This is a genomic window from Rhodococcus huquni, from assembly GCF_055231055.1.
In genome coordinates this window covers 1-26,236 of sequence record NZ_JBUYWE010000019.1, presented here as the reverse complement: position 1 = coordinate 26,236, position 26,236 = coordinate 1, and the positions used below count along the sequence as shown (strand labels likewise).

Sequence of the window (26,236 nt, the reverse complement as noted above, 5' to 3'; positions counted from 1 at the left end):
CTCCAAGCTGGGCTGCGCCCAGCTTCCAGAAGAGCAAGGCCCGCCAAGGCGTGCCTGTGACGGGAGTTCGCCGGCCGCTGCGCGGCTCGGCAGGACGGCGCGCACTGCAGGATCCCTGCCGGACAGAACGACCGCTGCGCGGCCGTTCGGGGCCTGGGAGGGTAGTGATTTCACTACCCTCCCCGCTCGACAGGGGACGGGATTCCCGCGCCCTCGCTTAGCTGCCTGGGTTCTTCAACGTATCGATCAAAGAGGTCCAGGAATCGCGTGTGTGGCTCTCGTTGCCTATGCCGGCACGCACGGGCATCAGGAGGCCGAGGAAGTGCTCACCGACTCGGATTGTGATGGGTCGGCTCCGGCCATCCCCCTCCACAACCATGGAATCAGACTTCGACCATGCGGCCTTCTCGAACGATGCCAGGTACTTCGGCGTAACCAGGAACCGGGAGCCGGTCGAATCCTCATCGTCTATCGGGCCGAGGTCCTTCGGGATCAGCTGTGCGCACTTCGGGAAATTGACCTCTACCTGCTGGTCTTCCAGCGTCAGTTCCGTGAAACCGCCGGCGAACTCGCCTTCGCCCACCTGGACGGAGACTCGATTCGGTGCCGTGTGACGCAGTTCTGCGGAGATCTCCGCTGCTCGACGTGATCGGCCGGTTGTCTTGAGCGCCGGCAGCAGCCGTTTGAGGCTTGCTCCGTCGAGTAGCGCAGTGAACGTGCCGGGATTCCCGAGCTCGCACGGGATGCGCACCACCCCGATACGGAATCGGTCTGTCGACTGCGCTACGAGATAGCCGTCCGCTACATCGAATCGCACCATGCCCAGCATCGGCAAGGTGGCGTCCTGAGACGTGAAAACAAGCGCGGTCTTCACGAGCTTTTCGAGATCCGCAGCCTTCACGGTCACGCGAACTGCCGGCAAAGCCGGAGTTGCCAAGTCGGTTGCGGCAGCATCGGCGGCCACAGCAGTAGTTTCGATCGGTTCTGCAACAGCAGTCATAACAAACACCCTTTCGAAGGGATCTGGGCAGATGGTCAGTCCGCCACTCACATCAGGACTCATCGAGACTATCACGGAAACGCGCCGCTATGTCAGCGGTTTGTTGCTCGTTACACGTTGCAGCACAACAGGTTTACACGTTCGGGAGGGTTCCCTTCAACCTCTCCGGTGTGGTGTCCCCGGCACTGTGAGCGCCGGGGACACCACACCTGTTCGGCAAGCTATCGGCGCGCCGGGCAGGTGGACGGGCACCGAGCCGGAAGAAGTCTTCTCTCCCGGCCCGGTGTTATGGCTTCGTTATCTTAGGTCAGGTTGCGACGGCGCAGCTTCATTGTCCGCTGGTGCGTCAACAACTCGCTCTCCATCGACAATTCGGATCATCTTTCGATCCTCCGTGCAGGCCGCAACGATTCGGTTGTACGGGAGTGTGTCCGTGTAGCCAGGAACCATCGAGGGAACGGTCACAGATTTCGCGTTCACGCGCTGCACGGGCAGCCATTCGCCGCCGTAGTAGACCCTGTCCCCTTTGCTCAGGTTGCTGCGGTCCCACGGCGTTGCCGTGCCGTCTGCGATCTGCTGCTCACGTACGCCCTGCCAGTAGGCGATCTCGTCCTCGATGTGCGCGAGCTCGTGCTCGAGTCGGTCACGGTGCTCGCCGGTCGCTGCGGTCGTGGTTTCGACGAGCTTCTGCCCGTGCACCGTTCCGAGGGTGCGCGTACTGCCGTCGAGCTGGCGGCGAACGCGGCGCGCATCTGCCTGTTTGGTCTCGATGCGGCGAGCGACCACCCCCGGCCGGTAGCGGCGATCTGTGGTCCGCGCGGCAACCTCGGCGCGGCCTCTCCTGTACTCGGCCAGCCGATACGCCTGCACAGCATCGTGGGAGGCCTTGTGCACCCGTTCGTAGTGGCGGCGCATCGCGGGGGCGCTGTAGTGATCTTGGAGAATCGGTTGGCCGAACGGAACGCGGTTGGTCAGTTCGGTGGCGCGTTCGTCGGCAGCCTGCTCGGCGGCTGCCGCGCGGTCGGCCCTGGCGTCGAGCGCGTCCACCCGTTCGGCCTGTCGGGCGATCTTGTCCGCTTCCACCTCGGACGCCGGCCGATATCCTTCCTCGATATCCACCGAGACGGTGTTGCCGGCGGATTCCAGCGCGGCAACGGTGGCGCGGATGATGTGGCGCTTCGGCGCACGATCACGCGACTGCGGAACGAACCAGCATCCGATAGAGCGGCCCCAGCGCCAGCGGTTCGCGCGCAGGATCGCGATGCACGGATCCCCTTTGCTCGTGCCGTCGATGAGAGTTCCCTCAGCGGGAGTGTGCGTAATGGTCAGATCGGCCATGAGATGGACTCCGATACACATCGCGGGAGCGGTGGTCAATCGCTCCAAAAGGTGGACAACAACGTAACTGCGAGACAGATATTACCGCTGTTCACACGGCAATTCGACTGATCTACGGCCCTGCCCCCGGCACCGCGAGGGGCAGGGCCGTAGCCGTGGCCGGTGGCGGTTCGGCCGGAATTGCGGTTTTGCCGGTTTTGTCTGGTACATATTGCGAATGAAGAAGATCATGGGCGTCGCCGTGCTGGTCGTGCTTCCCCTTGTCGGATGCAACTCGTACGACTTCAAGGGCGACGACGGCGCTATCGATCACTGCCAGGGTGCGGTCGAGCGCCGCACGGATTGGTCCAGCACGCACACGTTTCGTGAGGTCGAGGCCACCGAGTTCAGCAGTGTGGACTGGTCCGTGAAGGGCCTGGTGGACTTGAATGCGATGGATGGGACGCCAGGCACGCGCGAGTTCCGTTGTTCGGTGGTGTTCGTGGAAGGCATCAGTGACGACGCGGACGTTCGCGTCTCGCTGGACGTTCCCAGCTGAACGCACGCGCCGTCACTGTGCGGACTCACACGACGCCGCGTAGCTCGCAGTCGTAGTGATGTTCGCCGCGCTCGTTCACCGTCTGCCACTCGACTCCGAGGGCATCGCACAGATGCCGCAAGTCACCGAGCGCATCACCGAGGACGGTCGAGAACTCTTCCGTGAGGGTGCCGCACGTGCTCGCGTACTTGGTCAGTGCGCGAGCAGCGCGCAGTGCACGGGCCGTGTTCTCGTGCACGGGTGAGGAGTCGGTCAGAGTGTTCGCGACAGGATCGGCGGCGAACAGCATCGGCTCGAGCGCGCCCAGATGCGATGCGCCGCCCGTGATCGTCGCAGCGGGGTAGGTCGGTTCGGTCATGGTGCTACTTCCTTCATTCTTCGGGTTTCCTACACGGCAGGGGTGCCGAGCAGCGCAGCCAGGAGGCTGACGTTGGTATCGCGTGGGATTGAGGACTCGGAGTCGGTCAGGACACCGGCAGTCGCGTCGTCCACGACGACAGTCATATGGGCGCGATGCCGAGAGAGCATCACGCAAGTTCGCCCGAGGTCGAGAGCGAACGGTTCGGCAGTGCGATACCCGGCCAACGGATGCAGAACCACGACGGCACGCCGTTCGAGCCCTTGCAGGCTGTTGGCGGTATCGACCAGCACATTCGGGTGATCGGTGAGCGTGGCGCGAATCGCCGCCGCCTGAGTCACGTGCGGCACCACCACCGCAATGTCATCGGCCCTCATCGGTACACAGCCGGAATCGGTGACCAGATCATGGGCAAGCAATTCGCGCACCCGATCCGTGCACGCAGCGATCACACTCGGATCGCACGCGCCACCGCTCACGGTGACCATGCGGTGCCCGATTTCCGGAACGACCGTGCCGCCGTCGTCCAGGTGCTCAGGTGGACGACGCGACGTGAACGGCAACGTCGGGTAGAAGATCGGCTGAATCAGAGCAGTCGTCGCCGGTCCGAGACGCCACGTGTACCGCAACCGCACCACCCCCACCGCGTCACCGTGCGCGGCGATCAACGCATCGGGCGAAGGCAGATTCGGGGCAGTCTCGCTCGCGGCCCACCGTGAGCCGTCTCCGGTGACCACCGGATCGATCTGGCCGGGATCACCGACGCACACCACCTGATTCGCCATAGCGCCGAGCGCGCCGAGATCGGCATACGTGCACTGCCACGCCTCGTCCACGATCAGCACGTCCGCCCCCACTTGATCGGGTTCGGAGAACAACCATTTCGCCGTCGTGCCGATCAGGATGGACCCACCCTTGCGGTTCCACCGAATTGCCTTGCCCGAGAGCACCCTCGTCGCGCCGCTGTCCGGCACCGGAGCCTTGGCCGTCCACATCAACGATGCACGGTCGGTGAGCTTGCCCAATCGCCGCGCAATCTCAAGGGCCTGCTCCCGCGTCTGTGCGGCGACACCGATACGCAAGTCCGCCCGGTGCGCCAACGCCGCCGACAACAACGCGACCAACCGAGTCTTTCCCGAACCGGGAGGCGAGGGCACGACGACAGCAGGATCACCCGACCACACCGAGAACATCACCCGCGCCGTCAGCGGGTCGTCCATGATGTCCGACCCCGGCCACTCCGACAACGGAGCGGCAGGCGCGGCGACCGGAGCCGGAACAGCCGACACGGAAGTCTTCGTTTGTGCATCATTCTGCGGGGCAACAATTCTCATGATTGAGTTCACCTCTTCAAGCGGTTGTGTGTGGTCAGTCCTCAGCACCGGCAATGAGCACATCCAGCGGCACATCGCGGCGTTGCGGAACCGGCGTCTGCCCAGTCGACAGCCACGACCGGCGCGCCGCGAACAAGCGCCGATACCTGCTACGTCCCGAACGCAACGTGCCCATATCCGGCGGTTGCGGCATCACCACCACCGACGCCCCCGGCGCGGGCACATGCGAGCCGAACGACTCGAGACCGAGCACCAGACGCCCACCGTGCACCTGCGCCGTGCGCACCGTGGTGAAGAACCGCTCGAACGGCGCAGCACTCACGTCACCGGACCACCCGGTCACTGCCGTGCCCGGTCGCAACCGGGAGTCGATGCGCTCGCAGGTCACCGCAACCGAGGGGTTACGCCGACGCGAACCAGCGACCGGCGCGGCAACCGCCGCCGTGCCGACAGCCACATGCCCGGTATGCACAGCGCGCCGACGCCACAGCGGATCACCCAGCAGCGCCGCCGAATACACATCAGCGGCATCACACCGCCCCCGCAAGCCCATCGCGGCGCGCGCCGGATTATCGGGCCGAGTCCAGTCATATCCGTCCACGAACGAGGCTTGCGCACGCCCGAACGTGTAGCTGTCGTCCTCATGAATCGAGGTCAGCAACGGCAACAGTGCGCCGTCTCCGACCCGCGCAGCCCACTCGTGCAACCCGGCCACCGAATCGTCACCGACACCGAGCCAACGCCGCCACACCTGAGCCGACCTCTGCCCCGCTGGGTCCGTCCCGAGCACGAACCGAGCCGACGACGCCGACACCAGTTCGACCACCGCACCCGCACCGGGATGATCGGCCCGATCAGCCCACCAACCGACCAGCGCCGCCGCACCCGATACATCGGCATCGCCGTCGTGCGCACACCCGCGTGCCAATCCCAACAGCACGCCCACCGTCGCCGGGCGGTCGGTGATCAACTGCACCGGCCCCGACGCGGAAAGCGTGCCGCCGTGCGCAGCCAACAACCTCAACCCGTCCGCGTCGTCGGCACTCGACTCGGAGCCACCGGCAGCAGCGACCGTGACAGTGACCGTCTTTCCCCGCGCCACCGCACGCACCGCCAGCGCATCCGCAGACGGCGTGAACGTCGAGTGCGCAAGCCGAGGCACCGGATCACCAGTGCGCGCCGCATACAGCCGCTGAGCCAGATCGAACCACTCGACACTCATCCCACACCCCCGCTCGCATCACGGCCACTCGCACAGCGCCACCCATCACGCAGCGCGGACGCGACCGCGCCGTCGTCCTCACCGGCCACCACACCCGGCACGTCGGACACACCGATTCCGGTTCCGGCCAGCACCCGCGCCGCATACCGCTCCAACGCGATCGCATCCGCCCCGCTCATCACCGACGCCCCGAACCGGCACCAACAGGCACATGCACCGTCGAGGCCCAACCCGGCGTCGCATCCAACTGCCGGTCACCGCCACCGATCACCGCGCACACCAAATGTGCACGCGACGGGCGGTCCGGCCACGGCGTATCCCCGTCCGTCAACACGATCACCACATGCGGAACCGGACGCGCATCGTTCGCAGCAGCAATACCCACCCGCATATCGGTGCCACCGCCGCCGACCAGCTCCACGTCCGCGACCGAACGCACCGGTCGGGCCGACGACGACTCCGCATCGCACGAGAGCAACCGCACCCGCTCGCGCGCCACACCCGACGTGCGCAGCACCCCGCCGAGCTCACTCATCGCCGCATCCAGGTCAGCCGAACCCATCGAACCCGACGTGTCGATCACTATCGAGACCGTCACCGAAGGACCACGCAACACCGGCGTCACCATCCCCGGCACCACACGCCGAGGCGGACGCGCATACGAATAGTTCGTGCGTCCCGCAGCATCGGCCACGGCACGACGAATCACTGCACGCAGCAACCGATCCCACGGCACAGTCGGCGGTGCCAGCACGCCCGACGCCCACCGCGCCAACCCTGCCGGGGCACTGCCGCGCCCCGGCCCGGTCCCAGCCTCACGAACCGCTTGCGCGACATGCCTCCGCACCAGATCGGCCTCTGCCTCATCCAGACCGTCCGCCACACCAGCAGCAGCCGCACCCGACCCGAGTTCACCCGGCACCGAAGGACACCCCGAACCGGAACCACACCCAGGATCACCGTCGTCAGGTTCGGGGATCGGCGGCGAACCAGCGGGATCACAGATCGCCGCGTAGTAGTCCTCCGCGATCCCCCCATCACTGCACCCGAGCATGTGCGGCGTGATCACCCCGTCAGGCAACCCCACACCGGCAGCAAGTAGGTCGTCGTTGATTTCCGCGTCGGCGGCATAGTTCCACCGCACATGCTCGACAGGTTGCGGCAGATCCTTCGCACGCGGCGCATGAGCACGCAACAAATGCCCCACCTCGTGCAGCAACACCGCGCCCGCGACCGGCACCGGCCACGCCTGCTCACCGACCAACAGGGCAGGGTCCATGTACAACCGCCACCGCGCATCGACCGCGAACGTGCCCAACCCCGGTGCCGCCACCGGTTGCGCCGCGAACAACGCACGCATGAAGTACGGCATGTGTTCCGCAGACACCAACCGCGCCAACCGGAACGCCCGAAACTCACTCACCGACAGCTCACGTACCGCGCTCATGCCGCGACCTCCGTCAACCCCGCAGCAACAAGAATCGGCGTGAACTGCCGCGCAGCCTTCGGCACCGCAGCCTTCGCCGGACGCGCTTTCGCCAACGTCCGAGCCGCAGCCCCCGCCACATCGGGAGCGCCAGCCTCCGCCGCAGCCAGCAACGGACCCCACGCCGACCGCCACGCCTCCACGGTGCCTCGCGCCGCCGCCCAGGTCGTCACACCCGACAACACTGCCCACACCTGATCAGGACGCCCCGACCAATCGACAATCGACGGGTCCTCTACCACCGCAACCGGATCGGGAAGATTTGCATTCGCACGCCATTCGAGGAACTCGATACCCGTTCCCTCACCGACCAATCCGAACACCACCGCCTGCACCGCCGCCGTGTCGTCATCACGCAGATACGGCAACACCGCCGAGAGCATCGCCCATGTACGACGCGACGCCCACGCACCACCGGACTGTGCCCCCGACTCGGGGAACACATGCAACAGATCAGGACGACGATTGATGAACCCCGTCACCTGACCACGCGCCACCGCACTACGCGAGACGTCTGTGGACACCGCACGCGAGGCAGGCGGCGCAGCCCATCCGGTAGCCATACCGTCCAACCACTCCTGAACGGACGGCTCGAAATCGATATGGCAGAACCGATTCGCCAACGGCGGCTCGAGGTCATACCCACCCGCCGCACGATCAGCCGGATTGGCACCCGCAATCACCCGCGTACCCGCAGGCAACACCAGATCGCCCACCGTGCGATCGAGCGCCACCGCCAACATCGCCGCCTGCACCGCAGGAGGGCACGTCGTCAACTCGTCCAGAAACAGATACCCACCCTCTGCCTCGAACAACCGCTTCGCCCACGCAGGAGGCGCAAGAACCACACCGTCGTCCTTGACCAACGGCCACCCACCCACATCGGCAGGCTCACGAATCGAACCCAGCACCGTCTCGCAAATCTGCCCCTCCGCAGCCGCCAGGCCACGGACCACACTCGACTTGCCCTTACCCGGATCGGAAATCAACAGCGACGGAACATTCGCACGCCCACACGCATCCACAACCGTCACAGCAGTCGCCAAATCAGCCATCACAAACCTCGAATCACTCCGGCGCGAGGGTCAATCGCGCCCCTATCAGGACAACCCCGATTATACGGTCTGACCAGCTCAAACAACCCCCGAAAACCAACCCCACACACCCAGTCCCCGGCACTGTGAGTGGCGGTGCCAACGGCCGGCGCTCTGTAGAGCGACTGATCGACAGATCGGCCGTGCAAACGCGTCGTATCCTTACTGAACTATTCGTGCGGACAGGTGGGGAATCATGCTGGGATTTGCTGTTATCGACAGGCCCGAAAGTGCCGATATGACGGCGGTGTGGTTGACCTCCCGTGACGGGGCGCATGTCTCTCACACGAACGCTGTCGTGCTTCCCAACGATGACGACCGGTACGAACCGAGAGTCCGTGCGTTGATCACCAATCGTGTGGTGGTGCTGACTGCAGGTACTGCGAGGCCTGCCGATTTCGGGAATGCCCTCGATGTGGGTGAGTTTGGCGAATTTATCGTCGAGACCACCGATTGGCAGCAGCAGATCACTGAGGCCATAGCCGAATACGGTCGACGGAACAAGAAGAAGCTTGTCCGCCCCATCTTCCCCGATGTTCCCGTGTTGGATCCGCCGGCGGCCGACGAACCGCAGTATCGAGCGTTGGCCGTGGCCAACTATGTCCGCGGGGTGTGGGCGGGTTGGTTGTCGGCGGAGGAGCAGCGGCGGCGGCGAACGGTGGACCCGCGCACCGGTGAGCCTTCCGCAATCCTGCCGGAAGAGATGAGAACGCCGACGATCTCGGAGCTGCCTCCGAGGTTCGCGGCCCGGGTGACGCCGGTTCGGACTGCGTGATGCTCGACTATGTGGCGGTTGATTTCGAAACGGCCAACTCCTATCGAGGGTCGCCGTGCTCGATCGGGTTGGTGCGGGTGCGCGACGGTCAGCCTGTCGATGAACGTCATTGGCTGATGCGCCCACCAGAGCAGGTGGACCATTTTTCGCCGTTCAACGTCGATCTCCACGGGATCTCCGCCGAGCGGGTCGCCAACGAGCCGCGGTGGAAGGATCTGCTCCCGAAGATCATGGACTTCATCGGTGACGACGTCGTGGTGGCACACAATGCCGGGTTCGATGTCGGTGTGATCCGATACGCGTGTGCGGCGGACAACATCGAATGGCCCGATCTGCGGTTTCTATGCACGTTGGTCGCGGCCCGGCGGGCGTTGGCATTGCCGACCTACCGCTTACCGTACGTGGTCGAGCATTTCGGCGGTGCCGCGATAGATCATCATGATGCGCTTGCAGATGCGTACGCCGTGGTCGCAGTGGTGCGCGGTCTGGCAATGCATCAAGGTGCCGCCACCCTCGACGAACTCTCGGCGTCGGTGGGGGTTCGCATCGGGAGGATGACGGCCGGCCTGTACACGGGCAGCATCGCAACCACGAGCAGCGGACTTTCCCGTCTCGTGAAACCTGAACTGAATCCCGATGCAGACGTCGACGGCTACTTGTTCGGCAGGGTGGTGGTGTTCACCGGCACCCTGATGTCGATGACCCGACAGATCGCGTGGGCGGAATGCGCCCGAATCGGCGCCGTTGCCGAGGCTGCAACGACGAAACGCACCAACGTGCTGGTCGTCGGTGACATCAACCCGGCAGTGTTGCGGCCTGGATCCCACGTCACCGGCAAGACCCGAAAAGCGTTCGAGCTCCAGGAAAAGGGACAGCCGATCGAGGTGATGACCGAAGACGACTTCCTGCGGTGTCTCGAAGGCAAGCCACTGGACGGGCCTGCCACCCTTCTCGAATCAGACGTCCCCTCCGAAAAGGTGCCGGCGACCGCGCAGCGCCTACGCAAGGTGCCACTGACGGAACGGCCGACACCCAAACCACCGCGAGCACTGCGGCGGGATCCAGTCCCGACCACGCAGATCTGTTCAAGCCAGGGATGCACCAGCACTGCAGCGTTCAAGACGCGATCGAAACCCACATGGTGTGAGCGTCACATCGTCGAGCAGCAACGCCAGGGTGGGATCCGGGCACTGGAATCATTCACGCGCGTCGACGACTGGCAGTTGACCGAATGCCTCACCTGCACAGTCCAGGCGCACTACCGATTCGCATACACCCTGGACAAGAACACGACAGGAGAGCCGACGTGCCGGGCATGCTTCTGGCGACGATGGGCGGCAGATTCCCGTGCCATGCAAGGACAATGGGCGCACACGAACCCGGTGCCTCTCGTCGAGGCACAAGAGGTTGCGCAAGAACATGGTTACCACTACCTCGGTCCACTGACGGCACCGTCGCTGCCCGACGATCCGCATCACGTGCGCTGCCGGCGGTGCGAAAGAATCAGCGCCGAACGACTCAGTGACATCGCAGCCGGCTGCTCAACCTGCAAACCACGCAACTAACCCGACATGGAGCGCCCCTGCCGGACCGGGGGGGTGGTCAACGACAGGGGCCTACGTGGGCGCAGCTGGGGGGCGAGCCACCCACGCACACTCCACCGTACGGACATCAGACGCCAGAAATGGCGCACGGAACCAAGCGAGTTGTGGCCACCCGGACACTTTCAGCCCTCCGGACCGTATCAATAGGCGACAGCTGCACTACCAAGAAGGGCGGGGCATACAGGCCCGAATACTACTGACGCGGCCACTAGTCGAGTAGCCCGAAAAACACACGGTCACCGCCCTCTGTCTGCGAACTGCGGGCGCCGCCCCTATGTGGTTGAGGTCGATCGCGTTTGCGAGTCACCATCACCACCACTGACAACACCCAACCTGTCAACAGCACCGAACCTAGAACAGCGAGAACCTCCTCGAAATCCAGCAGCCCAACCAACCCCAGAACAATCGGTACCGCCACCACTCCCACCAACAAGAACACGAACGTCGAGTACCTCATGATTTCCCCTCTGATGTGGAAAGCAAAGGTGCATTGGCACCGTCAGACGCATCTTCGGGGCATCGCTCGCGGGTGGAATCAAGCCTTCGGATCACGTCTTCCCCCACCAACTCAGCGCGGTCGGATTGTCGAGTTGAACACTGTCGGCTGATTTTCATCAGTCCAGCCCTCTTCGTATCGAGTTGATCGTCGCGTTTCCGCGGTTGCGACGCTCGAGGCCGGCCACCAGAGCGACAAGGCCGCAGACGGCCAACACCACAGTCGCCCATGCAGACACGTCATCCATGGTGAGCGCAAAGACGAGAGCACACAGGTTCAGCACAGCGCCGCCGACGGCCAGAATTTTTCCTGACACAATCTCCAATGCAGCCCCACGCAGCTCTTCCGATGCCATCTTCGGCACCCCCTCCAAAAGTATGTTCAACGATCTTGACGATCCCTCGTGGACGCTAGCAGCCACCATGGACACCGGAGGGCACATAGCGAGCGGGTAAATGTCTACAGGGCCTTCGTGGAACGAGTCGGCTGCCAAACATCAACTAGTAGGGCCGATGAGGCGCAACAGGAAGGTATAGCTGCCTCATGCGTGAAGGATGCATATGGGGTGGGCGAATCGCGGCGATGCCGAGCGCCTCACTTGGCGGGCAGGTGCGTTCAGTGAACCATCTTGGCGGGGACGGGCGAGGCGGCAGGGGCGCACCACCTCTTCTAGCGTTGCCACCGTCACCAAAGACAACGACTGGTCACAGCGGTCCGAACACCCCCGCCTACTAAAACAAGAACTTCCGCATGCTTTCTACAAAGTTGGCCGGAATCTTCTCGTCGAGCGCGAATCCGTACGGTTCGATGAACGCAAGGAAATCGGAGCGCATGACATCCAGATCGGCATCCTCGTCCGCGACCGCTATCGACTCGTCGAGGTACTGCCCGAAGGTCATGGTCAGTCGATCAATCAGGTCGCGATCATTCTTCATTGCCCAGAACTGCACCGCGGCAAGATCGTAGACATCCCCCATCGACAGCTCAGCAATAGGCGAAGGGAAATCCGGCTTCTTCGTCAACTGAGTCACGCGTTGGCGACTGACGAGTAGAAGTGCGGCGATCTCGGCATTACCTCCGAGGTTGCCCGGAGTGATGCTGGTAGGTGTGGTCATACCCACACAGTACTAGGCACTTGCCTAGTAGGCAAGTGCCTAGTTGTTGCGGGTTAGGACAGTGTTGACGCGATGCCTGGACCGATGGACTTCAGTGGTCGTCCTTTGCCGGGGCTGGGTGACTCGTGGAGCAGTGTGGACGGTAGCGACCGAGCGTGGTTCTCTGACGAACATGGATCCGTCGATTCGACTTCACCAACTCCTACCTTTGGCCTTCGTGGAACGAGTCGGCTAGCCAAACATCAACTAGTAGGGCCGATGAGGCGCAACAGGAAGGTATAGCTGCCTCATGCGTGAAGGATGCATATGGGGTGGGCGAATCGCGGCGATGCCGAGCGCCTCACTTGGCGGGCAGGTGCGTTCAGTGAAGCACCTTGCCGGGGCCGGGCGCCCCAGTGTGCCGTCAGCATGGAGATGCCCTGCAGCCCAAAGGTCATCGTCCAATTCCTCGAACTCCCACCGACGTACCCGGCCTTCTCCTTGGCTTCGCTTCTTACCGATCGCTGCGACAGGCTCGAGAATCGATCGCACAGAGTCGATATCACCGACTGCCCTCCAGCACACGCTGGTTGTCGATGTGACAAGCAGCGGCATAACACGGGCACGGTAGGGGCCCTGGCGGTCGGAGACCACCGCAGGCAGCGCGGAGGCAAGGTCGCCGAGGGCTGTGTGGTCGGTGCGACCACTCCAGTAGCGGACAGTTTGGCGGCCAACCGGGCTTTCTGGAAGTGCGCAGGTACAAGCCCAATGCCAATCGTCGCTGTCCGGATCATCGCTGCAGCAGCGGTCGAGCGGCAGATCAAGATCCGGAGGATCGACCGATATGTCCATGCTCGCTACTTCTCTCCCCGCCTGCCGTTCTGCCGACTTGTGTGCATCCCATAGCTCGGCGGCCAAGATGCCATCGAGGCTGATCGACCAGGGATTTGAATGCGCGATGCCATGGGGTAGGTGGGCGCGAACGAGAAACGGGCGCATCATTGCAGCTCGGCTAGCACGGACAGGGCTTCTTCGCGGTTTCGGCGCAAGTGCTCTCGCCAGTCGATTGCCTCGGGAATGTCACCACTGAGGATCTGCCGCTCAGCGACCACTCGGACGACCCCGTGTCCGATGGCCTGCCTCCCACCGAGACGTCCGAACTTCGAGAAGTGCTGCAGTACGTCATCAAAGAAGGACACCTGCGCGGCTGTCGCTCGGCTCATTCGGATCCAGCACTCGAACTGGGTGCCAGCCGGGAGTGTCTCTATCTCATAGCGCATGAGATGCCCATTCGATCGCGCATCGTGGCTGGCCGGGCGTGGAAAATCTCCGGAATCGGAATCATCAAATCTGCTGTAATTTTCGATACCCATGAGTTCGAACTGGCCTGGCAGAGTGCTTGAAGCAGGTCTCGCGAGAATGTGTTCGGTCTCTTTTACTCGGGGGACGACCTTACCGACTTGCAGTCGACCTTTGATCATGGTGCCGGTGGTGCTTCCACCGAATACTGCGATCTGTGGGATCAGGCTGCGAACCCGCTCAAGTCTGCTACCGGACAGTGGTTCTCCGTTCACTTTCCGGAGCGCACCCCCACTACGCAACGTGTGCGCAGCCGGCAACGACAGCGTTCCTTCGTACTCGAGAACATCACGCATCAGCTCTTCACCGATCCGCCGGAGCGAACCCCGGAACGAGTTTCCAGACACGATGGGCACAAGTTCCTCGGTGCCGTCCGGCTGAATGACCGGTTCACGACGAAACAGGGCGGTGGTTGTGTTTGTCCCGTCATCTTTGTGGCTGATGGATGACAACGCGGTCAGATCAAGATCCCAATGAATCGTACTGGTCATGTGCTCTTTCCGTTCTCTGCGCGTCGAGCATCCCGGTATGCATCGGCAACGATCTGTGTTCTCAGCACGAGTGCCCTGGTGGACAAGCGCAGAGTCATCAGAACCGGTTTCGCGGGTTCTCTCAACAGGGTGGTCAACTCGCGGCGTTGGTCAAACTTTGGTGTGGATTCCAACTGCGCGGCAACCAGACTCCACCATCTGTCCAAGCTCTCGCCCGAACGATAGGTCGCGATCCGGATACGGTCCGGCAAATGGTGGTCCCAGTAGGTTCTCCGCCTGGACGCAACCCAGCTGTTCTCCCAATCAATTCCGTAGTGGACCAGCAGCACGAGACGTTCGGCCACGGCGTGCGGCCCTTCGAGCCGAGGCAGCTCCGGCGCGCTTTCCAGCCATTTCGTCGTCGGTGAATCCGTTGCTCTCATGACAACTTCTCCCGAGTATCCGAAGCCCGGATGCCCAACTGCCACCAGGCCGGCTCTTTACGCCAGCCGTTGAGTTGGTCCCAGTCCTCCAGGACACGTGGCCATTTCGATCGGGTGATCGTTCGCAGGACCCGGTAGGGCGGCGCGGACCCTTTCAGGGCAGGACCAGCGAACCCATCAGCGCGCAGACGGCACATCGCATGGAGTGTCAGCGCATCGGAGGGACCCCACGGCAGGCATACGTCGTCTACCGTCACCGCACCCCAGCGTGCGTGAGGCAACAGATGCTTGCGTCCCATACGAGATGGAACAATCAACGCGCGGTCGGGCGCCATGGGGCCGGCGAGCTCTTGAGATAGACCTGCGGATGTCAATGGGAGCAACGCGGGTCTTGCTGTTACGAGGTGAATTGTCGACCTCAACGTGTGGTCGCGATAGCTCCAGGCACACACAAAACACAGTCCCTGTTCGTTCGGCGCCTGCCACGAACCGAACCCTGTGAACGTCCGCGATACAACTTTCCGCACGGGCACACAGGCTGACCCTGTGCGGGCGCATCTGGCACATCTGCCAATGGTCGATGTGGCGTCGAGTGGGAATGGCTTTGCAGCGATGTACGCGGCTGTGCAGACGTCATATCCCGCAAATCTGGTGGAGTCGGCATTGGGAGTGTCCAAGCGAGAGAACATGTGCGGACATTAGCTGCACACCAGGACGCCCAGGCCATCACTAAAGCGTGCAGGGTAGACCCGATTACGGGTCTACCCTGCACGTTTCTGGCATGTGAGCCATTTCAATTCTTTACATGGCGGCCACTCGGCTCGGGGAAATCGGATGCGATCTCGGCGGCCAGCTCCAGGTATGCCCGAGCACTGTTCTTGCTCAACAGCTTCAAATCGACTACGCCGCCTTCACCCAAGTGATCGTCGTACGGCAACGCGCGTACCGCACGCACACCTTGTTGGAGGAAGACCTGTCGCAGCTTGTCGAGGTTCATCGGCGAGGGCCCCGGCTTTGAGCTGTTGATGACGACCACGGTGCGATCTACGAGTCGTTGGTACCCGTGCTCGTTGAGCCAGGCAAGGGTGGCTTCGGCACTGCGCGCACCATCCTGTGCGGTCGGACTGACCACGACCAAGGCATCGGCTTCCGCCAAGACGCCACGCATCGCCGAGTGCATGATTCCGGTGCCGCAATCAGTCAGGATGAGGTTGTAGTGGACTTCGAGGATACTCAAGGCATCGAGATAGTCCTGTTCGTTGAACGACTCCGAGGTAGCCGGATCTTTCTCGCTGGCGAGGATCTCCAGGCGACTTTCCCCTTGCGAAGTGTATGCACGAACGTCGCTGTACGAACGAATGTTCTCATCGGCCAACAAGTCACGAACGGTGAACCGGTGCTCTCGGTGCTCTCGCTCCGCCAAGGTGCCCAGGTCGGGATTCGCATCGAGCGCAACAACCCGGTCGCCGCGAAGTGACGCGAAGGTCGCGCCGGCGGTCTTCGTCACGGTGGTCTTGCCGACTCCACCCTTCAGAGAGACAAAGGCGATTTTGTACACCCCCCGAACCGGGTGATTGACGCGGCGCACGAGGTTTTGGTGTTCGATCTCCGCTTGTGTTTGCCCGGTGTTGATCTTGCCGGCGCTGATCTTGTAGAGGAACTTCCCGATGCCACGCTCGGGGGGACGTTTAGCCCGGTTGATGATGTCGAGATCGTCGACTGACGAAATCTGCTGCGGTGGAGACGATGTTCGAAAGCCCGACTGTGGCGACACCTGGGATCCCGCAGTCTGGCGCGAGGCTGGCACCGGTGACACCTGCGCCGGGTCCTGTTCGGCCTTCCTGTGGAAGACGCCAGGAGCATCCTGGGGGAACTGTTTGACCTCAGAATTGTGCGGTTGGTGGCCCTGGCTTCGTGGAGCGGGCGCGGGACCGACCGGTGGAGTAGCCGGCGCACGACCAACCTGGTCACTGTTCCCATGCAACAAGGGTGACGAGAGAGAACTGGATCGCTCAGTGGGAGTTTCCGCCTGTTGCGGCCGGACAGAAGGACCACCGTCCTTCGTTGACGACACTCGGTGCGTCGTGGTTGCCGCCTGGCTGCCATTGCTACTCGTTCGCGACTCGGACTTCGCCTCGTCCTCACCGCTGAGCCATGTCGGCGGGTGTGCGTCGTTCTGGTCATTGGGCACGGTGTCCCCCCCTTTCTTTCTGCAGGTCAATGGGTTCTGGACGGGACGTTATCACCGGATATGGACACTCAGCGCAGCATGCAACCATCCTCGCCGGCGGCCGCGGCGCTTTGGCGAGGATCGAAGCCCGGCTTATGGTCGGTTCGACCGATCGCCTCAGACGCCTAGAAAGGGTCACGATGCCCACCGACCCACAGGGGCTCGACCTGGGGTTTCTTCGCTCGTACCGACGGTTACGTCATGACACTGATCTCGTACGAGACAGAATCGGACGGCACCTCACCGAGCACGACGGATACCTGGCGTTCTCCGGAGGGAAAGACTCGTTGGTGGTTCTACATCTCGCCCTGCAGGTAGATCCGAATGTTCCGGTTGCATTCTTCGATTCCGGTGCCGAATACCCTGAAACCTACCGCTACATAGCTGCGCTGGCCGATAGCTGGGGCCTCAACCTTTGCGTGTATCCCTCGACACCTCCCTTGCTAGATGTCCTCGCTGAGTCGGGCGCATGGGACCTTTCAGCTCCTTCTGTCCACGAGACCCGCAAGCTGCACGACATTCTGATCACCGGTCCGGCTTCACGTGGACACGTAGACCATGGCCCAGGGGAACTGTGGGGTGTGCGCGCTGACGAGTCAGCGAAGGGCACCGGGAGATGGAGTTTGTATCACCGCGCCCTCGCCGACGAGACTCGGCGCCACTGCCACCAATGCTGCAACACCAGCGAGGAACAGCGGCAACGACACGGCGGTACCATCCGTCGCACCGACGGCACCACTGTTTACGGGCCTCTCTGGGATTGGTCGCACGACGACGTGTGGACCTATATCTCTCGAAATTCGCTTCCTACCAACCCCGTATACCGAACCCTGACCGACCTCGGTGTTCCCGAGCGCCAACAACGCGTCAGCCACATCATCGACGGGAGCTTCCTCGAGAGAGGTCGAGTGACCTGGATCCGACGGGGATGGCCATCACTGTTCGAGGAACTCGCGGCAATTCTTCCTAGAATCCGAGAGTTCACTTAGGTCTCCCCACCGGTGAAGTCTGCTGGCTGATCGAAAGCGCCGGCCAACATGTTTGGTCCGAATCGACGTCGAGGGTGAGGCGGTGGGCGGGTATCTTGTGCCGGACTCATTCGCGCAGTGCGATCGTCAGATTGAGAGACAATCGGGTGACATGAAAGGACGTCGATGTCAGTGCCGGAGCCGTGGAGGCGAGTGAAGCAACCGGTACCGCTGCCTGCCTTCAGGACGGCTCGTGACCTCGATTCGCTCAACGATGACGAGCTTGCTGAGGTTCTCCGCGATCATCTGATTCCTCGCAGCCAGGATCGCAAGTACAACGCGCATTGGCGCAACTTCTGGAATGTGGTGGGATTCGACGCTGACTTGGCTGCCCGCGCCGACAGCGTCCTCGAGCAGTTCGTTTCCGAGACCAAGTCTGCTCTCGACACCAACGAGATCACCGCGTCGCAGGAGAAGCGAGCATCGATATTCATTGATCGGTGCGTCATGGCTCAAGACCGTTTGGACAAAGCTGACAGCGAGCCCCTCGCGTGGGCGGGGGCGAAAGCCGCGCAGTACAACCCTCGGGCCCGTGAAGTCATCGACCAACTAACGCAAGCCATCGCACGCCACCGACGAGACGGTGACGACGAGCGCTTGTGGCGCGTACTCCCCAAATTGGGGCTGGACCCAGATGTGGACCAGTCCTAACTCCTACCAAATCTGTACAGCGACAACCTAAAAAGGTAGTCTGTGTGCACTGAAATTGCACAGCGAGAGTCGGAGGCACACCCATCGGGTGACCTCCGATTTTCTATGCCGTAGGCCGTTCATGGTCGACTACCCGATCCGGGGGTCTCTCAGCCTCCCTCAGCAGGCGGATTCGCGCCTTGCCGTCTGCGTTGCCGCTCTTGATGTCAGGGTGCACGAACGGTTCCGGCCGACCGTGCTTGTCCTTCCACACCATCTCAATTCTCCTTTGCAGAATGGGCGATGTCGCGCAGCTGGACAACGAGGCGTTCTCCCACAGTGCCGTCAGATCGCGCATAGGGAGCGTTGTGCGCTCTGACCACCTCAAACTGGATCCCTCGCGGCAACAAATGGGATGTGTCGCCACCGGACGAATCCGACCTTCCGAGGTACATCCCCCTGGCCGTTTGGATCTCGAGGGCAACGTCGTTCGTTCCACGATTGCCGTCGAGCTCATCGAGGTTGTGACTCGTCATTGTGAAGCGGTCGAATGCCACGACCGCTCCCGGTCCAAGGCTTGACGGGAGCTGTTCACGAAGGGTGGTTGAGTCAGGCATCGTCACTTCGGTATAGACGACATGTCCACGGGCAGACTTCTTCTCGTACGACTGAATCGCTCGGTCGATCCGCTGAACATGCTTACGCTGATCATCGTCGAGCTGCACAGCGTCACCGTTCACGCTCGAAAGCGCAGAGTTCGTTCGCGACCACACGCCGGGATCGGAAATCATCCGTACCGTAGCCTCATACTGGGTGTTCGGCATGGATTCGAATACGTTGCGTTTGATCGTGGATCGAGCTTTCGCCTGCCGTGAGCTCAAGTTCGTTCGTAGTTCGATCTCTTCCGGAAGTACACGCACTTTTCTGGGGTGAAGACGATCCAACACCGTGGCCCTGGGGTAAGCACGATTGAGATCCTTAGCCGCGCGCGTCAGTGACATTTGCTCTACAGCAGCGTCCATCTGGTGGGCCCCGGCCCTTTCACGGTGGCGGTCGATATACGAAGACTCCGAAACAACCTCAGCTTGCTTCTTTCGCGGAAAGCTGGAGTCTCCTCGATCGATATCGACAACCGCTGAACCATCCGGGCTACTGCTGTAAGCCATCGCCGTCCGAACCCCTTTCCGGACCGTCGACAAATCTGTCGATCTCGGATGCAACATCCGCACCCGAGCTGGTCTCACCGCCGTTGAGGCTCATCACCGTGTCGACAACGTCGGCTATCGAGTCACTGACCCACCCGCAGGAAGGGCACGATCCTGGAAATGGTTGGCACAGTAACTCCAAGAAATGATGGTGACAGACCAAATGAGATTGGCGCCTATGCCCGTGGCAGCAATCCTTCAAGGTCACCGCCCATACGGCGACGTGCACACTCACCTCGAGGATCGCGCCAGCAGCCACTTCCAGCTCACACGATGCACACGGAACCGGCACCTCCTCGAGGGTGCTCATACTGCCCGGATCATCGAGGTACATGGTCGTTGCTCCCTCCACACTGGGTCACCCCAGCTGGTTGCCTGGTTCCGACGAGTTTGCACCCGAGGTGCCCTGCTCACCATGCCCAGGCGTGGACCGGCGACGCCTTCGACGCTTCCTCGGCGCTTGGATTCCCATAGCGTCAAGGTCCTTTGGAGTCCATCCGTCTGAAACTGCCTTCTCATAGGCTTCACGCACCAGATTCTCCGCGTCAACGATCCTCTGGTCGAGGGCGTCTCTTTCTGACTCGTGCCGCTGGGCTAGGAGATCCTTCTCCTCACCGAGCGCCTCCACGGCCGCCTGCGCCTCTCCGATTGCACCTACGAGAGTGACCTTGTCCTGCAAGGCCTTCTGAGCTGCGGCTTCGGCGGCTTTGCGAGCAGATCCTGCCTTCTTTCCTACGGTTGTCATCGCTGCTGTTCCTCTTCTTCTTCGTCCAGGCCGCACACGGTGGACGCTGCGGAAATGTCACCCACAGTCACCGCGAGCTCGTACTTGTCGCTGACTTGTAAGTAGCGTGCCGCATACTCGCAGTGAAACGCTTCATTTGGAGGGAGCCATTCGTCGAGGCCCTTGTCGGACTTCGACTGGTTGGTTGCACCGTCTACAGCGAGCAAATTCAGCTCCTGGTCATTGGCGAACGCCACCCGCTTCTCGATCGGCCACTCGGATGCGCCGAGATTCCAACTACGAGCGAGGGGTACGACGTGGTCGATGTGCATTTTGCTGGCGTCCGATCGATCGAACTGGACTCTCTCACCCAGATATGGATCGTCATGAGTCCCACTGAGAACAACACAGTCGTGGGTGCCCGGCTTGAATGCCACGTCGGACAGGCTGGACGCGATGACATCGTTGCGCGTGTCACAGCCATTTCTGCCGCCTGTTCCATCATGGTCGTCAGTCCAGGCGGGGCCGAAGCTGCACGCTTGGTCCGGACTGCATCCACGCTCGTAGCCAGGTACCTCCGGCAAATTTGAGATCGGGTTGGCGGCGTCGATCATCGCCGCGGCAATCACCGCAAAATTCATGTCCGCCACTGAGGGGGGTCGAGGCGTGGGTTCCGAGGACGCGGGAAGGCTGGCCCAACCACCAATTCCCACAATGGCAGCGGCGACCAGTGGCAGCAGTGCCTTTGTCTTGCGGCGCATATGTTTCCTTCCGAGATGCGGATCCACCCAATTCGGTCGAACCATAGCTTCGGGTGGGGACACCCTCGACCTCGCGAACTTCAAACCTGCAGCTCACGGCTCCAACGGGTGATCGCAAACTGTTCTAGTGGACCAGAGGTTCCGGTTTCACCCGTGTATTGCGTGCAGGGCGATCAACAGTGCGCATCCGGCCACCATGTAGGGACCTGCAGCCATCCCTTCAGAACGATGAGCTCCCTTCCAGATGCGAGAAACGGCAACCGGAAACATCAGCAGCAAAGGCAAAACCAATCCGGGAAGGAAGAGTTGCCATGAGAGATATCCGAGCACAGCACCCAGAGGAAACGCCAGTCTGACATCCGCCATGCCAATGCCACCCGAGGTGAGCACCGCGAGAAGGAACAACGTGAAGGAAGTGGCCGTACCCACCAGCAGTGCGCGAATCAATGCGGACGGGTCCCCGGCAACGAGGCTCGCCAACACCAAAAGCAGCGCCGTACCCGCGGCCGCCCAGTAGGTCAGTACCGCCGGGATACGAGAGGTTTGTGCATCGACAGCCGCAGCCCATAAGCCGATCGGCAATAGGAGCAACCAAGCGACCATGCTGTGGTCCGAAACCCACACAGTGGCACCACCGAGGAACCCCGAGATCGCAGCGAGCGCCGTGTACCACCCGTCCCGCAGATCGAACTCGATCTCGGCCGCCGCACACCAGAGCTTGACCGGCCCAGCCAGCAAAACCATGGCGAGCGAACTGCACAGACCAGCGGCCAGCGTCAGGGCAATCATTGCCGGCACCGAGTCCGCGGAGCGCGCCACGCCCCACACGCCGATCGCCAACGCAGCAGTCGCCGAGAGTCGGACGAGAACACGACCCCGATCAGGCAACATCAGCGGCAGGAAGGTTGGTACGCATGCGCTGACGGTAACGAACCAACCGGCGAGCAGCCGCCTCCTCCGAAATTCCGAGAACTTCGGCGAGGGTATGCCTGCTCCATCCCCGCTTGACTGACATACCCAGAATGACCTGGGCCTCGTCAGGTGACAGGTGGACACTCGTGTCTCCGTCGACACGACGCTTCACCGCAACGTCGTCGACGCCGAGGCATCCGGTCGGATTGTGTGGACGAGCCCGCGGATCGTCGATCTCGTCGTCATCCCATGCCAACGGCGGCGACCAGCCCATCTCGTAGCGTGCCCAGTCCCGGACTTGTTCGTCCGGTGCGGTTGGAATCATCGACAACTCGTCGTAGAGATCCGAGATCGAGAACCACAAGCGGCTGCTGATCAAAGCATCGCTGGGCAGGGCCTCGATCTGGGCGATCGGCTGACGAAGCCGGGAAGCGAGACTCTCGAACGAGAAGCCCAAAGACGCCAGTGCCTGTAGCCGACGCTTGGCACCGATGGCGGGGGTCTTCCGCCGGTCGTCGTCCATAGGGTGGAACTTGACGGCCAATACCCTGTCCACCGATGTCGGGGACGCGTGTGTTGCACCGCTTTTCAGAATCACGGTCAGCTTTTGTGGGGAAAGTCCAGTCATTCTTGCGAGTTGCTTCACCTCGAACCCGCCACGAAGTAGTGCTCGAAGATGTGAACGGACATCGCTGGTCGGTGCTTCAGAGACCACGGCCCCGCGGGAACCGACGCGGCGAGAGGATGTCCTAGATCCCTCGCCGCGTCGGTAGGACCGGCGCGAAGCGCGGCCCAACCGGGCATGAGATTCCGGGAACCACCCCATCGTCGCCGCGCCCGGCTCCGCACTTACTGTAGCGGCAGAAGGGGACAGTTCGACAGGCGCGTGAGCGAGTCGGTTGGACTGCCGAAAGCAGTCGCTCGACCACGAAGTGGGCGTACGCGAAACATGGGTATCCAAGGACATTGGAAACTCTTTTCGTTTGTACGGTTGGTTAAACCGCGTCATAAAGAAGGACGAGGCCGACGGTACCTCAGAACTGCTGCGCTCGTCCAGCATTGCGGTTGTGGGGCGATTACTCACAATCGGTCGCCTGTCTGCAAACGCCGATGCATTCGGCGCTTATAGCTCGCGCGGCCAGCGGTGACCATCCCCGCCACCAGGATCACGACCACGGCAGCGCCCAACACCAGGCGCCTGCCGTCAACACCAGCGTCCAGCCCTGGCAACACCCACAGCGCATCGACCGAGTCGACGAGAATATTGTGCTCTCGTAGCCATCCGCCCACCTTGTCCGCCCAGCTTGGCACTAGACCGAGAACGATCGGTATCAAGAACGGGGAAGCGAACAGCAGAGCAATGGTGTCCTCGTCGCTCAATGCGCGTTGATTGTCGTTGTGCACAGTCGATCTCCTTCTCTAGGTGGCAAATTCAAGGGGGCGGCGGCACAGAACCTCGGCATCGCACGGAACAGACAGGACCCCTTCGGTATCGCCATCTCCTCGCCAAGTGATTGCGTAATGGTCCTCGTCGAACTCGTCGGGTCCCGGCTCGCTGTCGATGACTGCCCATTGCTCGTCGCCTTCTTCGACCAACACCAGGTCACCTACTTGAAGGTCGGCCGGCGAACGTCCGGACGCCTCGGAGAAGCCTTCCCAATCGTCGAGCTCATCGGATTCGGCGCTCTGGTCAAGATCAGGAACGACGGACAACGCAGGCGTGTGTCGATGAGAGGTCGCTTCTTCGAAGAGGTCTTCCACCGTTGTCCGGATCCCGCCTGCCGGAATATTGAGAATCGACATTGGGTCCGCGCCGCGGGCGGGTCCGCTGCGCTTTCGACTGCGCTGCGCTACTGGATCGAATCGGGGATGGTCCTCTGCCCGACCCCACGGCGCCTGGGCATAGTGGTGGAACCTCAGCTCGACTTCTTCTGTCGAATCGCCGGTGTCGATATCGACAGGGTCGGGTTCGGGGTCGAGGATCACGAGGCGTTCATGACGAACGCTCTTAGGTCTCAGCGCCTCGAGCTCCTCGTATCCTTCGCTTCCCGCTTGAACCTTCCGCGGATCAGGGGTGCGATAGGTCTGGATCTCCACCACGTCGTTGTTGTCGTTGATGGTGGTGGCCCGGCCACGGCAACCTCGCGGGATGGTGGTGCCGATGGTTTGCGACTCCCACATCATCATGGCGCCTTGCGGGGAGAGCCTTCCCAAAGAGATTCGCATGCGGAAGTTGTCTCGCATGTCACCGCCGAAGTACTCGGCGTCCGGACGCTGAGTGCCGAAAACAAAATGCACGCGCGCTGTACGACCCTTGCGGGCAATACTGGCCACCTCTTGTAGCGTCCTGGGCTTTGCGGGATCGCCCTTACCCTTGATTGTCGAGTACCAATTGAGGAGGTTCCCGCGGAAATCGGCAAACTCGTCGAGGAAGACGAAGAGTGGCTGGAAATCTGTCTCCTGGGCGTCGCCGGTGGTGATGGCGTCATAGCGTTCTTCCATCACCTGCCAAGCACGGTGAATGACGGCCGCCTGGTGTTCGATTCGTGAAGCGACGATCTGCACGTTCGGCCAGTCCTGGTAGCCGAGGAACTCGACGCCTTTGCCGTCTACCACCCAGACGATCCAGCCGCGGGCCGTGATCTCGGTCAGTACGGTGTGGGCTGCACCGGTCTTGCCTGTACCGGTTGATCCCACGAACATCATGTGCGGGTCGAAGGCCGGCCTCCACGACAGGACGTTTCCATCCTCATCGACCCCGTAAGGAATCCTCACGGCGTCGTAGTTCGTCAGGGGATTGAAATCGTCCTCGATGTCGATCCGTGGATGCCACACACTCGCCGGGAAGGTAGGTCGGACCTCGAAGCGGACCCAGTCAGTCTCGAGGTTCCATCGTGCCCGCCAACGACCGGGAAGGTTCGTCGATACAGTGCGCTCGATCCGTGCCCGATACCCGGACGGTGCGAGCTTCACGCCGATCTCGTGCTTGGCTTCGAGCGCCGCCACCTCACCGGTCGTCGGATCGAGTTCAGTCTTGGTGATGCACCCTGTCGGGCCGAGCAGGGTCAAAACAGTGCGCTTCGCGCGTGCTGCCTGAAGTGTCTCCTCATGATCGACCGTTGACCGCTCGTCCGGTACGAACACCATGCGGCACTGCTTGCGCTGATGCTTCGATAGTCGATACGGACCCCACATCTGGCCCGATAGAACCTCTACCACTCGCGGCACGAAGTCCGGGTCGAGATTCAGCTTCGCCGAGGGGTATCGGACAACGAGCCGACCTGGACGACCAACCCACCTGTTCGACCACCGCGTCGCACGCAATGCCTCTCGACTCGGCTCGGCCAGCCCGATCACGTGGCACAGCTGTTCCGTGGCACGATCGGTCTCCTGTGCGCGCAGCTGGACGCGATAGCCATGCGCACCAACCCCGACTGCACCGAGGCCGAGACCAACCGCGCCCGGAGTCGCCCATGACTCAAACTGGACGAGCGGTGCTGCTGCAGCAAAGATCACAGCGCCGGCAGCGGTGATCGTCGCGTTCCGCATCCATGGGTGCGACTGCGGAATGAGGGATGCTGTCCGCGGCGGGTTCGCTTGTGCTCCCTTCCTAGTAGCAAGGCTCATTCGTCGGACCGCTGACTTGGAATATCGAAAACAGGATGCTGGCGGCGAGGGCGGCAACACTTGACGTGTTCCCTACTCCCAGTCGGGTAGGAATCACTCGCGACAATTCGTGCGCTGTCCGCGCCCACAGAGATGGTCAGCACTGAAGTGATCATCTGTGGGCCAGTTTCCGGCTCGGCCATGACTTTCTCCTTGCTGGATCGCTGAGCTCTTTCTCGGCGCCTGCTAAATAGAGATGGGTCATGGGCGACGTCTGTGACATCCAGGAGGGCGAACATTTCTCGCCCGCAGTCGGGTCGCTGTAGCACCAGTTCCCCACAACTAGCGCTGGCCGGTTACCGGACGTCCACCTGTCGACTACCGACAGAACCCCAGAAGTCCTGTAGGTTCCGCCGGTCGATGTCAGTCCACTGGTTCGCCGACCTCCAGCTTTCCGAGTGTGAGGCGTCGACGAATTCCAACGATCTTGTCGGGATCCTCGGCCCCAATCCCGTCGTGCGACCGGATT

25 protein-coding genes are annotated in these 26,236 nt (G+C 62.2%); 5 read left to right on the top strand and 20 right to left on the bottom strand.

The genetic code is table 11. The annotated features are described in order from the left end of the window. Positions 1 to 217 precede the first annotated feature (217 nt). Both ACZI8R_RS20900 and ACZI8R_RS20895 read right to left on the bottom strand, forming a co-directional pair. Positions 218 to 1,000, bottom strand: a complete 783-nt coding sequence (locus tag ACZI8R_RS20900) for a hypothetical protein (RefSeq protein WP_463381562.1) — start codon at positions 998 to 1,000, stop codon at positions 218 to 220. Between the two features lie 297 nt (positions 1,001 to 1,297). Beyond that, positions 1,298 to 2,338 carry a DUF3560 domain-containing protein gene (locus tag ACZI8R_RS20895; RefSeq protein ID WP_463381561.1) on the bottom strand — a complete coding sequence of 347 codons (1,041 nt, stop codon included), beginning with the start codon at positions 2,336 to 2,338 and terminating at the stop codon, positions 1,298 to 1,300. 217 nt (positions 2,339 to 2,555) lie between these two features. On the opposite strand from ACZI8R_RS20895, the gene ACZI8R_RS20890 reads away from it, so the two are divergent. After that, a complete protein-coding gene (locus ACZI8R_RS20890) occupies positions 2,556 to 2,876 on the top strand; it encodes a hypothetical protein (protein WP_463381560.1) in 321 nt (106 codons plus the stop codon). A 25-nt stretch (positions 2,877 to 2,901) separates the two neighbouring features. Here the strand turns inward: ACZI8R_RS20890 and ACZI8R_RS20885 are convergent, their stop codons facing one another. From ACZI8R_RS20885 to ACZI8R_RS20860, 6 genes are read right to left on the bottom strand one after another with little or no spacing between them, the layout of a single operon-like run. Further along, complete coding sequence (locus ACZI8R_RS20885; protein ID WP_463381559.1) at positions 2,902 to 3,234, bottom strand: hypothetical protein; 333 nt, start codon at positions 3,232 to 3,234, stop codon at positions 2,902 to 2,904. 29 nt (positions 3,235 to 3,263) lie between these two features. Next, positions 3,264 to 4,568, bottom strand: coding sequence for an AAA family ATPase (locus ACZI8R_RS20880; protein ID WP_463381558.1), 1,305 nt, complete (start codon positions 4,566 to 4,568; stop codon positions 3,264 to 3,266). A 34-nt stretch (positions 4,569 to 4,602) separates the two neighbouring features. Further along, complete coding sequence (locus tag ACZI8R_RS20875) at positions 4,603 to 5,790, bottom strand: hypothetical protein (RefSeq protein ID WP_463381557.1); 1,188 nt, start codon at positions 5,788 to 5,790, stop codon at positions 4,603 to 4,605. After that, positions 5,787 to 5,969 carry a hypothetical protein gene (locus ACZI8R_RS20870; protein WP_463381556.1) on the bottom strand — a complete coding sequence of 61 codons (183 nt, stop codon included), beginning with the start codon at positions 5,967 to 5,969 and terminating at the stop codon, positions 5,787 to 5,789. The genes ACZI8R_RS20875 and ACZI8R_RS20870 overlap by 4 nt, the downstream gene beginning before the upstream one ends. Next, entirely contained in the window at positions 5,969 to 7,237 is a 1,269-nt protein-coding gene (locus ACZI8R_RS20865) for a vWA domain-containing protein (protein WP_463381555.1), read from the bottom strand. Before ACZI8R_RS20865 ends, ACZI8R_RS20870 begins: the two co-directional genes overlap by 1 nt. Continuing rightward, positions 7,234 to 8,331 (bottom strand): AAA family ATPase, encoded by a 1,098-nt coding sequence (locus tag ACZI8R_RS20860; RefSeq protein WP_463381554.1) that lies wholly within the window; start codon positions 8,329 to 8,331, stop codon positions 7,234 to 7,236. Before ACZI8R_RS20860 ends, ACZI8R_RS20865 begins: the two co-directional genes overlap by 4 nt. Before the next feature lie 235 nt (positions 8,332 to 8,566). Here ACZI8R_RS20860 and ACZI8R_RS20855 point away from each other — a divergent pair, with 235 nt between their 5' ends. Both ACZI8R_RS20855 and ACZI8R_RS20850 read left to right on the top strand, forming a co-directional pair. Next, positions 8,567 to 9,145, top strand: a complete 579-nt coding sequence (locus tag ACZI8R_RS20855) for a hypothetical protein (protein WP_463381553.1) — start codon at positions 8,567 to 8,569, stop codon at positions 9,143 to 9,145. 11 nt (positions 9,146 to 9,156) lie between these two features. Next, a complete protein-coding gene (locus ACZI8R_RS20850; protein ID WP_463381552.1) occupies positions 9,157 to 10,710 on the top strand; it encodes an exonuclease domain-containing protein in 1,554 nt (517 codons plus the stop codon). A 653-nt stretch (positions 10,711 to 11,363) separates the two neighbouring features. On the opposite strand, the gene ACZI8R_RS20845 is transcribed toward ACZI8R_RS20850, so the two are convergent. The 5 genes from ACZI8R_RS20845 to ACZI8R_RS20825 all read right to left on the bottom strand — a co-directional run bounded on the left by ACZI8R_RS20845 (position 11,364) and on the right by ACZI8R_RS20825 (position 16,418). Then, positions 11,364 to 11,600: a hypothetical protein gene (locus ACZI8R_RS20845; RefSeq protein ID WP_463381551.1), complete on the bottom strand. Its 237-nt coding sequence runs from the start codon at positions 11,598 to 11,600 to the stop codon at positions 11,364 to 11,366. A gap of 376 nt (positions 11,601 to 11,976) precedes the next feature. Further along, on the bottom strand, positions 11,977 to 12,360 hold the full coding sequence (locus tag ACZI8R_RS20840; protein ID WP_463381550.1) for a hypothetical protein: 384 nt from the start codon (positions 12,358 to 12,360) through the stop codon (positions 11,977 to 11,979). A gap of 977 nt (positions 12,361 to 13,337) precedes the next feature. After that, positions 13,338 to 14,189, bottom strand: coding sequence for an RAMP superfamily CRISPR-associated protein (locus ACZI8R_RS20835; RefSeq protein WP_463381549.1), 852 nt, complete (start codon positions 14,187 to 14,189; stop codon positions 13,338 to 13,340). Then, positions 14,186 to 14,611 carry a hypothetical protein gene (locus ACZI8R_RS20830; RefSeq protein ID WP_463381548.1) on the bottom strand — a complete coding sequence of 142 codons (426 nt, stop codon included), beginning with the start codon at positions 14,609 to 14,611 and terminating at the stop codon, positions 14,186 to 14,188. The genes ACZI8R_RS20835 and ACZI8R_RS20830 overlap by 4 nt, the downstream gene beginning before the upstream one ends. 793 nt (positions 14,612 to 15,404) lie before the next feature. After that, entirely contained in the window at positions 15,405 to 16,418 is a 1,014-nt protein-coding gene (locus ACZI8R_RS20825; protein ID WP_463381547.1) for a MinD/ParA family ATP-binding protein, read from the bottom strand. Positions 16,419 to 16,981: 563 nt separating this feature from the next. On the opposite strand from ACZI8R_RS20825, the gene ACZI8R_RS20820 reads away from it, so the two are divergent. Both ACZI8R_RS20820 and ACZI8R_RS20815 read left to right on the top strand, forming a co-directional pair. After that, positions 16,982 to 17,830: a phosphoadenosine phosphosulfate reductase domain-containing protein gene (locus ACZI8R_RS20820; protein ID WP_463381563.1), complete on the top strand. Its 849-nt coding sequence runs from the start codon at positions 16,982 to 16,984 to the stop codon at positions 17,828 to 17,830. Between the two features lie 192 nt (positions 17,831 to 18,022). After that, positions 18,023 to 18,520, top strand: a complete 498-nt coding sequence (locus tag ACZI8R_RS20815) for a hypothetical protein (protein WP_463381546.1) — start codon at positions 18,023 to 18,025, stop codon at positions 18,518 to 18,520. A 257-nt stretch (positions 18,521 to 18,777) separates the two neighbouring features. Here the strand turns inward: ACZI8R_RS20815 and ACZI8R_RS20810 are convergent, their stop codons facing one another. From ACZI8R_RS20810 to ACZI8R_RS20780, 7 genes are all read right to left on the bottom strand, one after another. Further along, positions 18,778 to 19,665 (bottom strand): hypothetical protein, encoded by an 888-nt coding sequence (locus ACZI8R_RS20810; protein ID WP_463381545.1) that lies wholly within the window; start codon positions 19,663 to 19,665, stop codon positions 18,778 to 18,780. 397 nt (positions 19,666 to 20,062) lie between these two features. After that, on the bottom strand, positions 20,063 to 20,449 hold the full coding sequence (locus ACZI8R_RS20805) for a hypothetical protein (RefSeq protein ID WP_463381544.1): 387 nt from the start codon (positions 20,447 to 20,449) through the stop codon (positions 20,063 to 20,065). Next, positions 20,446 to 21,189 (bottom strand): HNH endonuclease family protein, encoded by a 744-nt coding sequence (locus ACZI8R_RS20800; protein ID WP_463381543.1) that lies wholly within the window; start codon positions 21,187 to 21,189, stop codon positions 20,446 to 20,448. The genes ACZI8R_RS20805 and ACZI8R_RS20800 overlap by 4 nt, the downstream gene beginning before the upstream one ends. Positions 21,190 to 21,336: 147 nt before the next feature. Next, the gene (locus ACZI8R_RS20795) at positions 21,337 to 22,080 is read right to left on the bottom strand and encodes a prepilin peptidase (protein ID WP_463381542.1); all 744 of its coding nucleotides are present in this window, start codon (positions 22,078 to 22,080) and stop codon (positions 21,337 to 21,339) included. Continuing rightward, positions 22,070 to 22,624, bottom strand: a complete 555-nt coding sequence (locus ACZI8R_RS20790) for an RNA polymerase sigma factor sigma-70 region 4 domain-containing protein (protein ID WP_463381541.1) — start codon at positions 22,622 to 22,624, stop codon at positions 22,070 to 22,072. The genes ACZI8R_RS20795 and ACZI8R_RS20790 overlap by 11 nt, the downstream gene beginning before the upstream one ends. A gap of 557 nt (positions 22,625 to 23,181) precedes the next feature. Next, positions 23,182 to 23,505, bottom strand: a complete 324-nt coding sequence (locus tag ACZI8R_RS20785; protein WP_463381540.1) for a hypothetical protein — start codon at positions 23,503 to 23,505, stop codon at positions 23,182 to 23,184. 15 nt (positions 23,506 to 23,520) lie between these two features. Beyond that, entirely contained in the window at positions 23,521 to 24,936 is a 1,416-nt protein-coding gene (locus tag ACZI8R_RS20780) for a type IV secretion system DNA-binding domain-containing protein (RefSeq protein ID WP_463381539.1), read from the bottom strand. Positions 24,937 to 26,236: the final 1,300 nt, after the last annotated feature.

Bases quoted from the DNA above. Each gene is read 5' to 3' on its own strand.
- ACZI8R_RS20900 (WP_463381562.1), bottom strand. From the start codon at position 1,000: ATGACTGCTGTTGCAGAACCGATCGAAACTACTGCTGTGGCCGCCGAT.
- ACZI8R_RS20895 (WP_463381561.1), bottom strand. From the start codon at position 2,338: ATGGCCGATCTGACCATTACGCACACTCCCGCTGAGGGAACTCTCATC.
- ACZI8R_RS20890 (WP_463381560.1), top strand. From the start codon at position 2,556: ATGAAGAAGATCATGGGCGTCGCCGTGCTGGTCGTGCTTCCCCTTGTC.
- ACZI8R_RS20885 (WP_463381559.1), bottom strand. From the start codon at position 3,234: ATGACCGAACCGACCTACCCCGCTGCGACGATCACGGGCGGCGCATCG.
- ACZI8R_RS20880 (WP_463381558.1), bottom strand. From the start codon at position 4,568: ATGAGAATTGTTGCCCCGCAGAATGATGCACAAACGAAGACTTCCGTG.
- ACZI8R_RS20875 (WP_463381557.1), bottom strand. From the start codon at position 5,790: ATGAGTGTCGAGTGGTTCGATCTGGCTCAGCGGCTGTATGCGGCGCGC.
- ACZI8R_RS20870 (WP_463381556.1), bottom strand. From the start codon at position 5,969: ATGAGCGGGGCGGATGCGATCGCGTTGGAGCGGTATGCGGCGCGGGTG.
- ACZI8R_RS20865 (WP_463381555.1), bottom strand. From the start codon at position 7,237: ATGAGCGCGGTACGTGAGCTGTCGGTGAGTGAGTTTCGGGCGTTCCGG.
- ACZI8R_RS20860 (WP_463381554.1), bottom strand. From the start codon at position 8,331: ATGGCTGATTTGGCGACTGCTGTGACGGTTGTGGATGCGTGTGGGCGT.
- ACZI8R_RS20855 (WP_463381553.1), top strand. From the start codon at position 8,567: ATGCTGGGATTTGCTGTTATCGACAGGCCCGAAAGTGCCGATATGACG.
- ACZI8R_RS20845 (WP_463381551.1), bottom strand. From the start codon at position 11,600: ATGGCATCGGAAGAGCTGCGTGGGGCTGCATTGGAGATTGTGTCAGGA.
- ACZI8R_RS20840 (WP_463381550.1), bottom strand. From the start codon at position 12,360: ATGACCACACCTACCAGCATCACTCCGGGCAACCTCGGAGGTAATGCC.
- ACZI8R_RS20835 (WP_463381549.1), bottom strand. From the start codon at position 14,189: ATGACCAGTACGATTCATTGGGATCTTGATCTGACCGCGTTGTCATCC.
- ACZI8R_RS20830 (WP_463381548.1), bottom strand. From the start codon at position 14,611: ATGAGAGCAACGGATTCACCGACGACGAAATGGCTGGAAAGCGCGCCG.
- ACZI8R_RS20820 (WP_463381563.1), top strand. From the start codon at position 16,982: ATGCCCACCGACCCACAGGGGCTCGACCTGGGGTTTCTTCGCTCGTAC.
- ACZI8R_RS20810 (WP_463381545.1), bottom strand. From the start codon at position 19,665: ATGGCTTACAGCAGTAGCCCGGATGGTTCAGCGGTTGTCGATATCGAT.
- ACZI8R_RS20805 (WP_463381544.1), bottom strand. From the start codon at position 20,449: ATGACAACCGTAGGAAAGAAGGCAGGATCTGCTCGCAAAGCCGCCGAA.
- ACZI8R_RS20800 (WP_463381543.1), bottom strand. From the start codon at position 21,189: ATGCGCCGCAAGACAAAGGCACTGCTGCCACTGGTCGCCGCTGCCATT.
- ACZI8R_RS20795 (WP_463381542.1), bottom strand. From the start codon at position 22,080: ATGTTGCCTGATCGGGGTCGTGTTCTCGTCCGACTCTCGGCGACTGCT.
- ACZI8R_RS20790 (WP_463381541.1), bottom strand. From the start codon at position 22,624: ATGGACGACGACCGGCGGAAGACCCCCGCCATCGGTGCCAAGCGTCGG.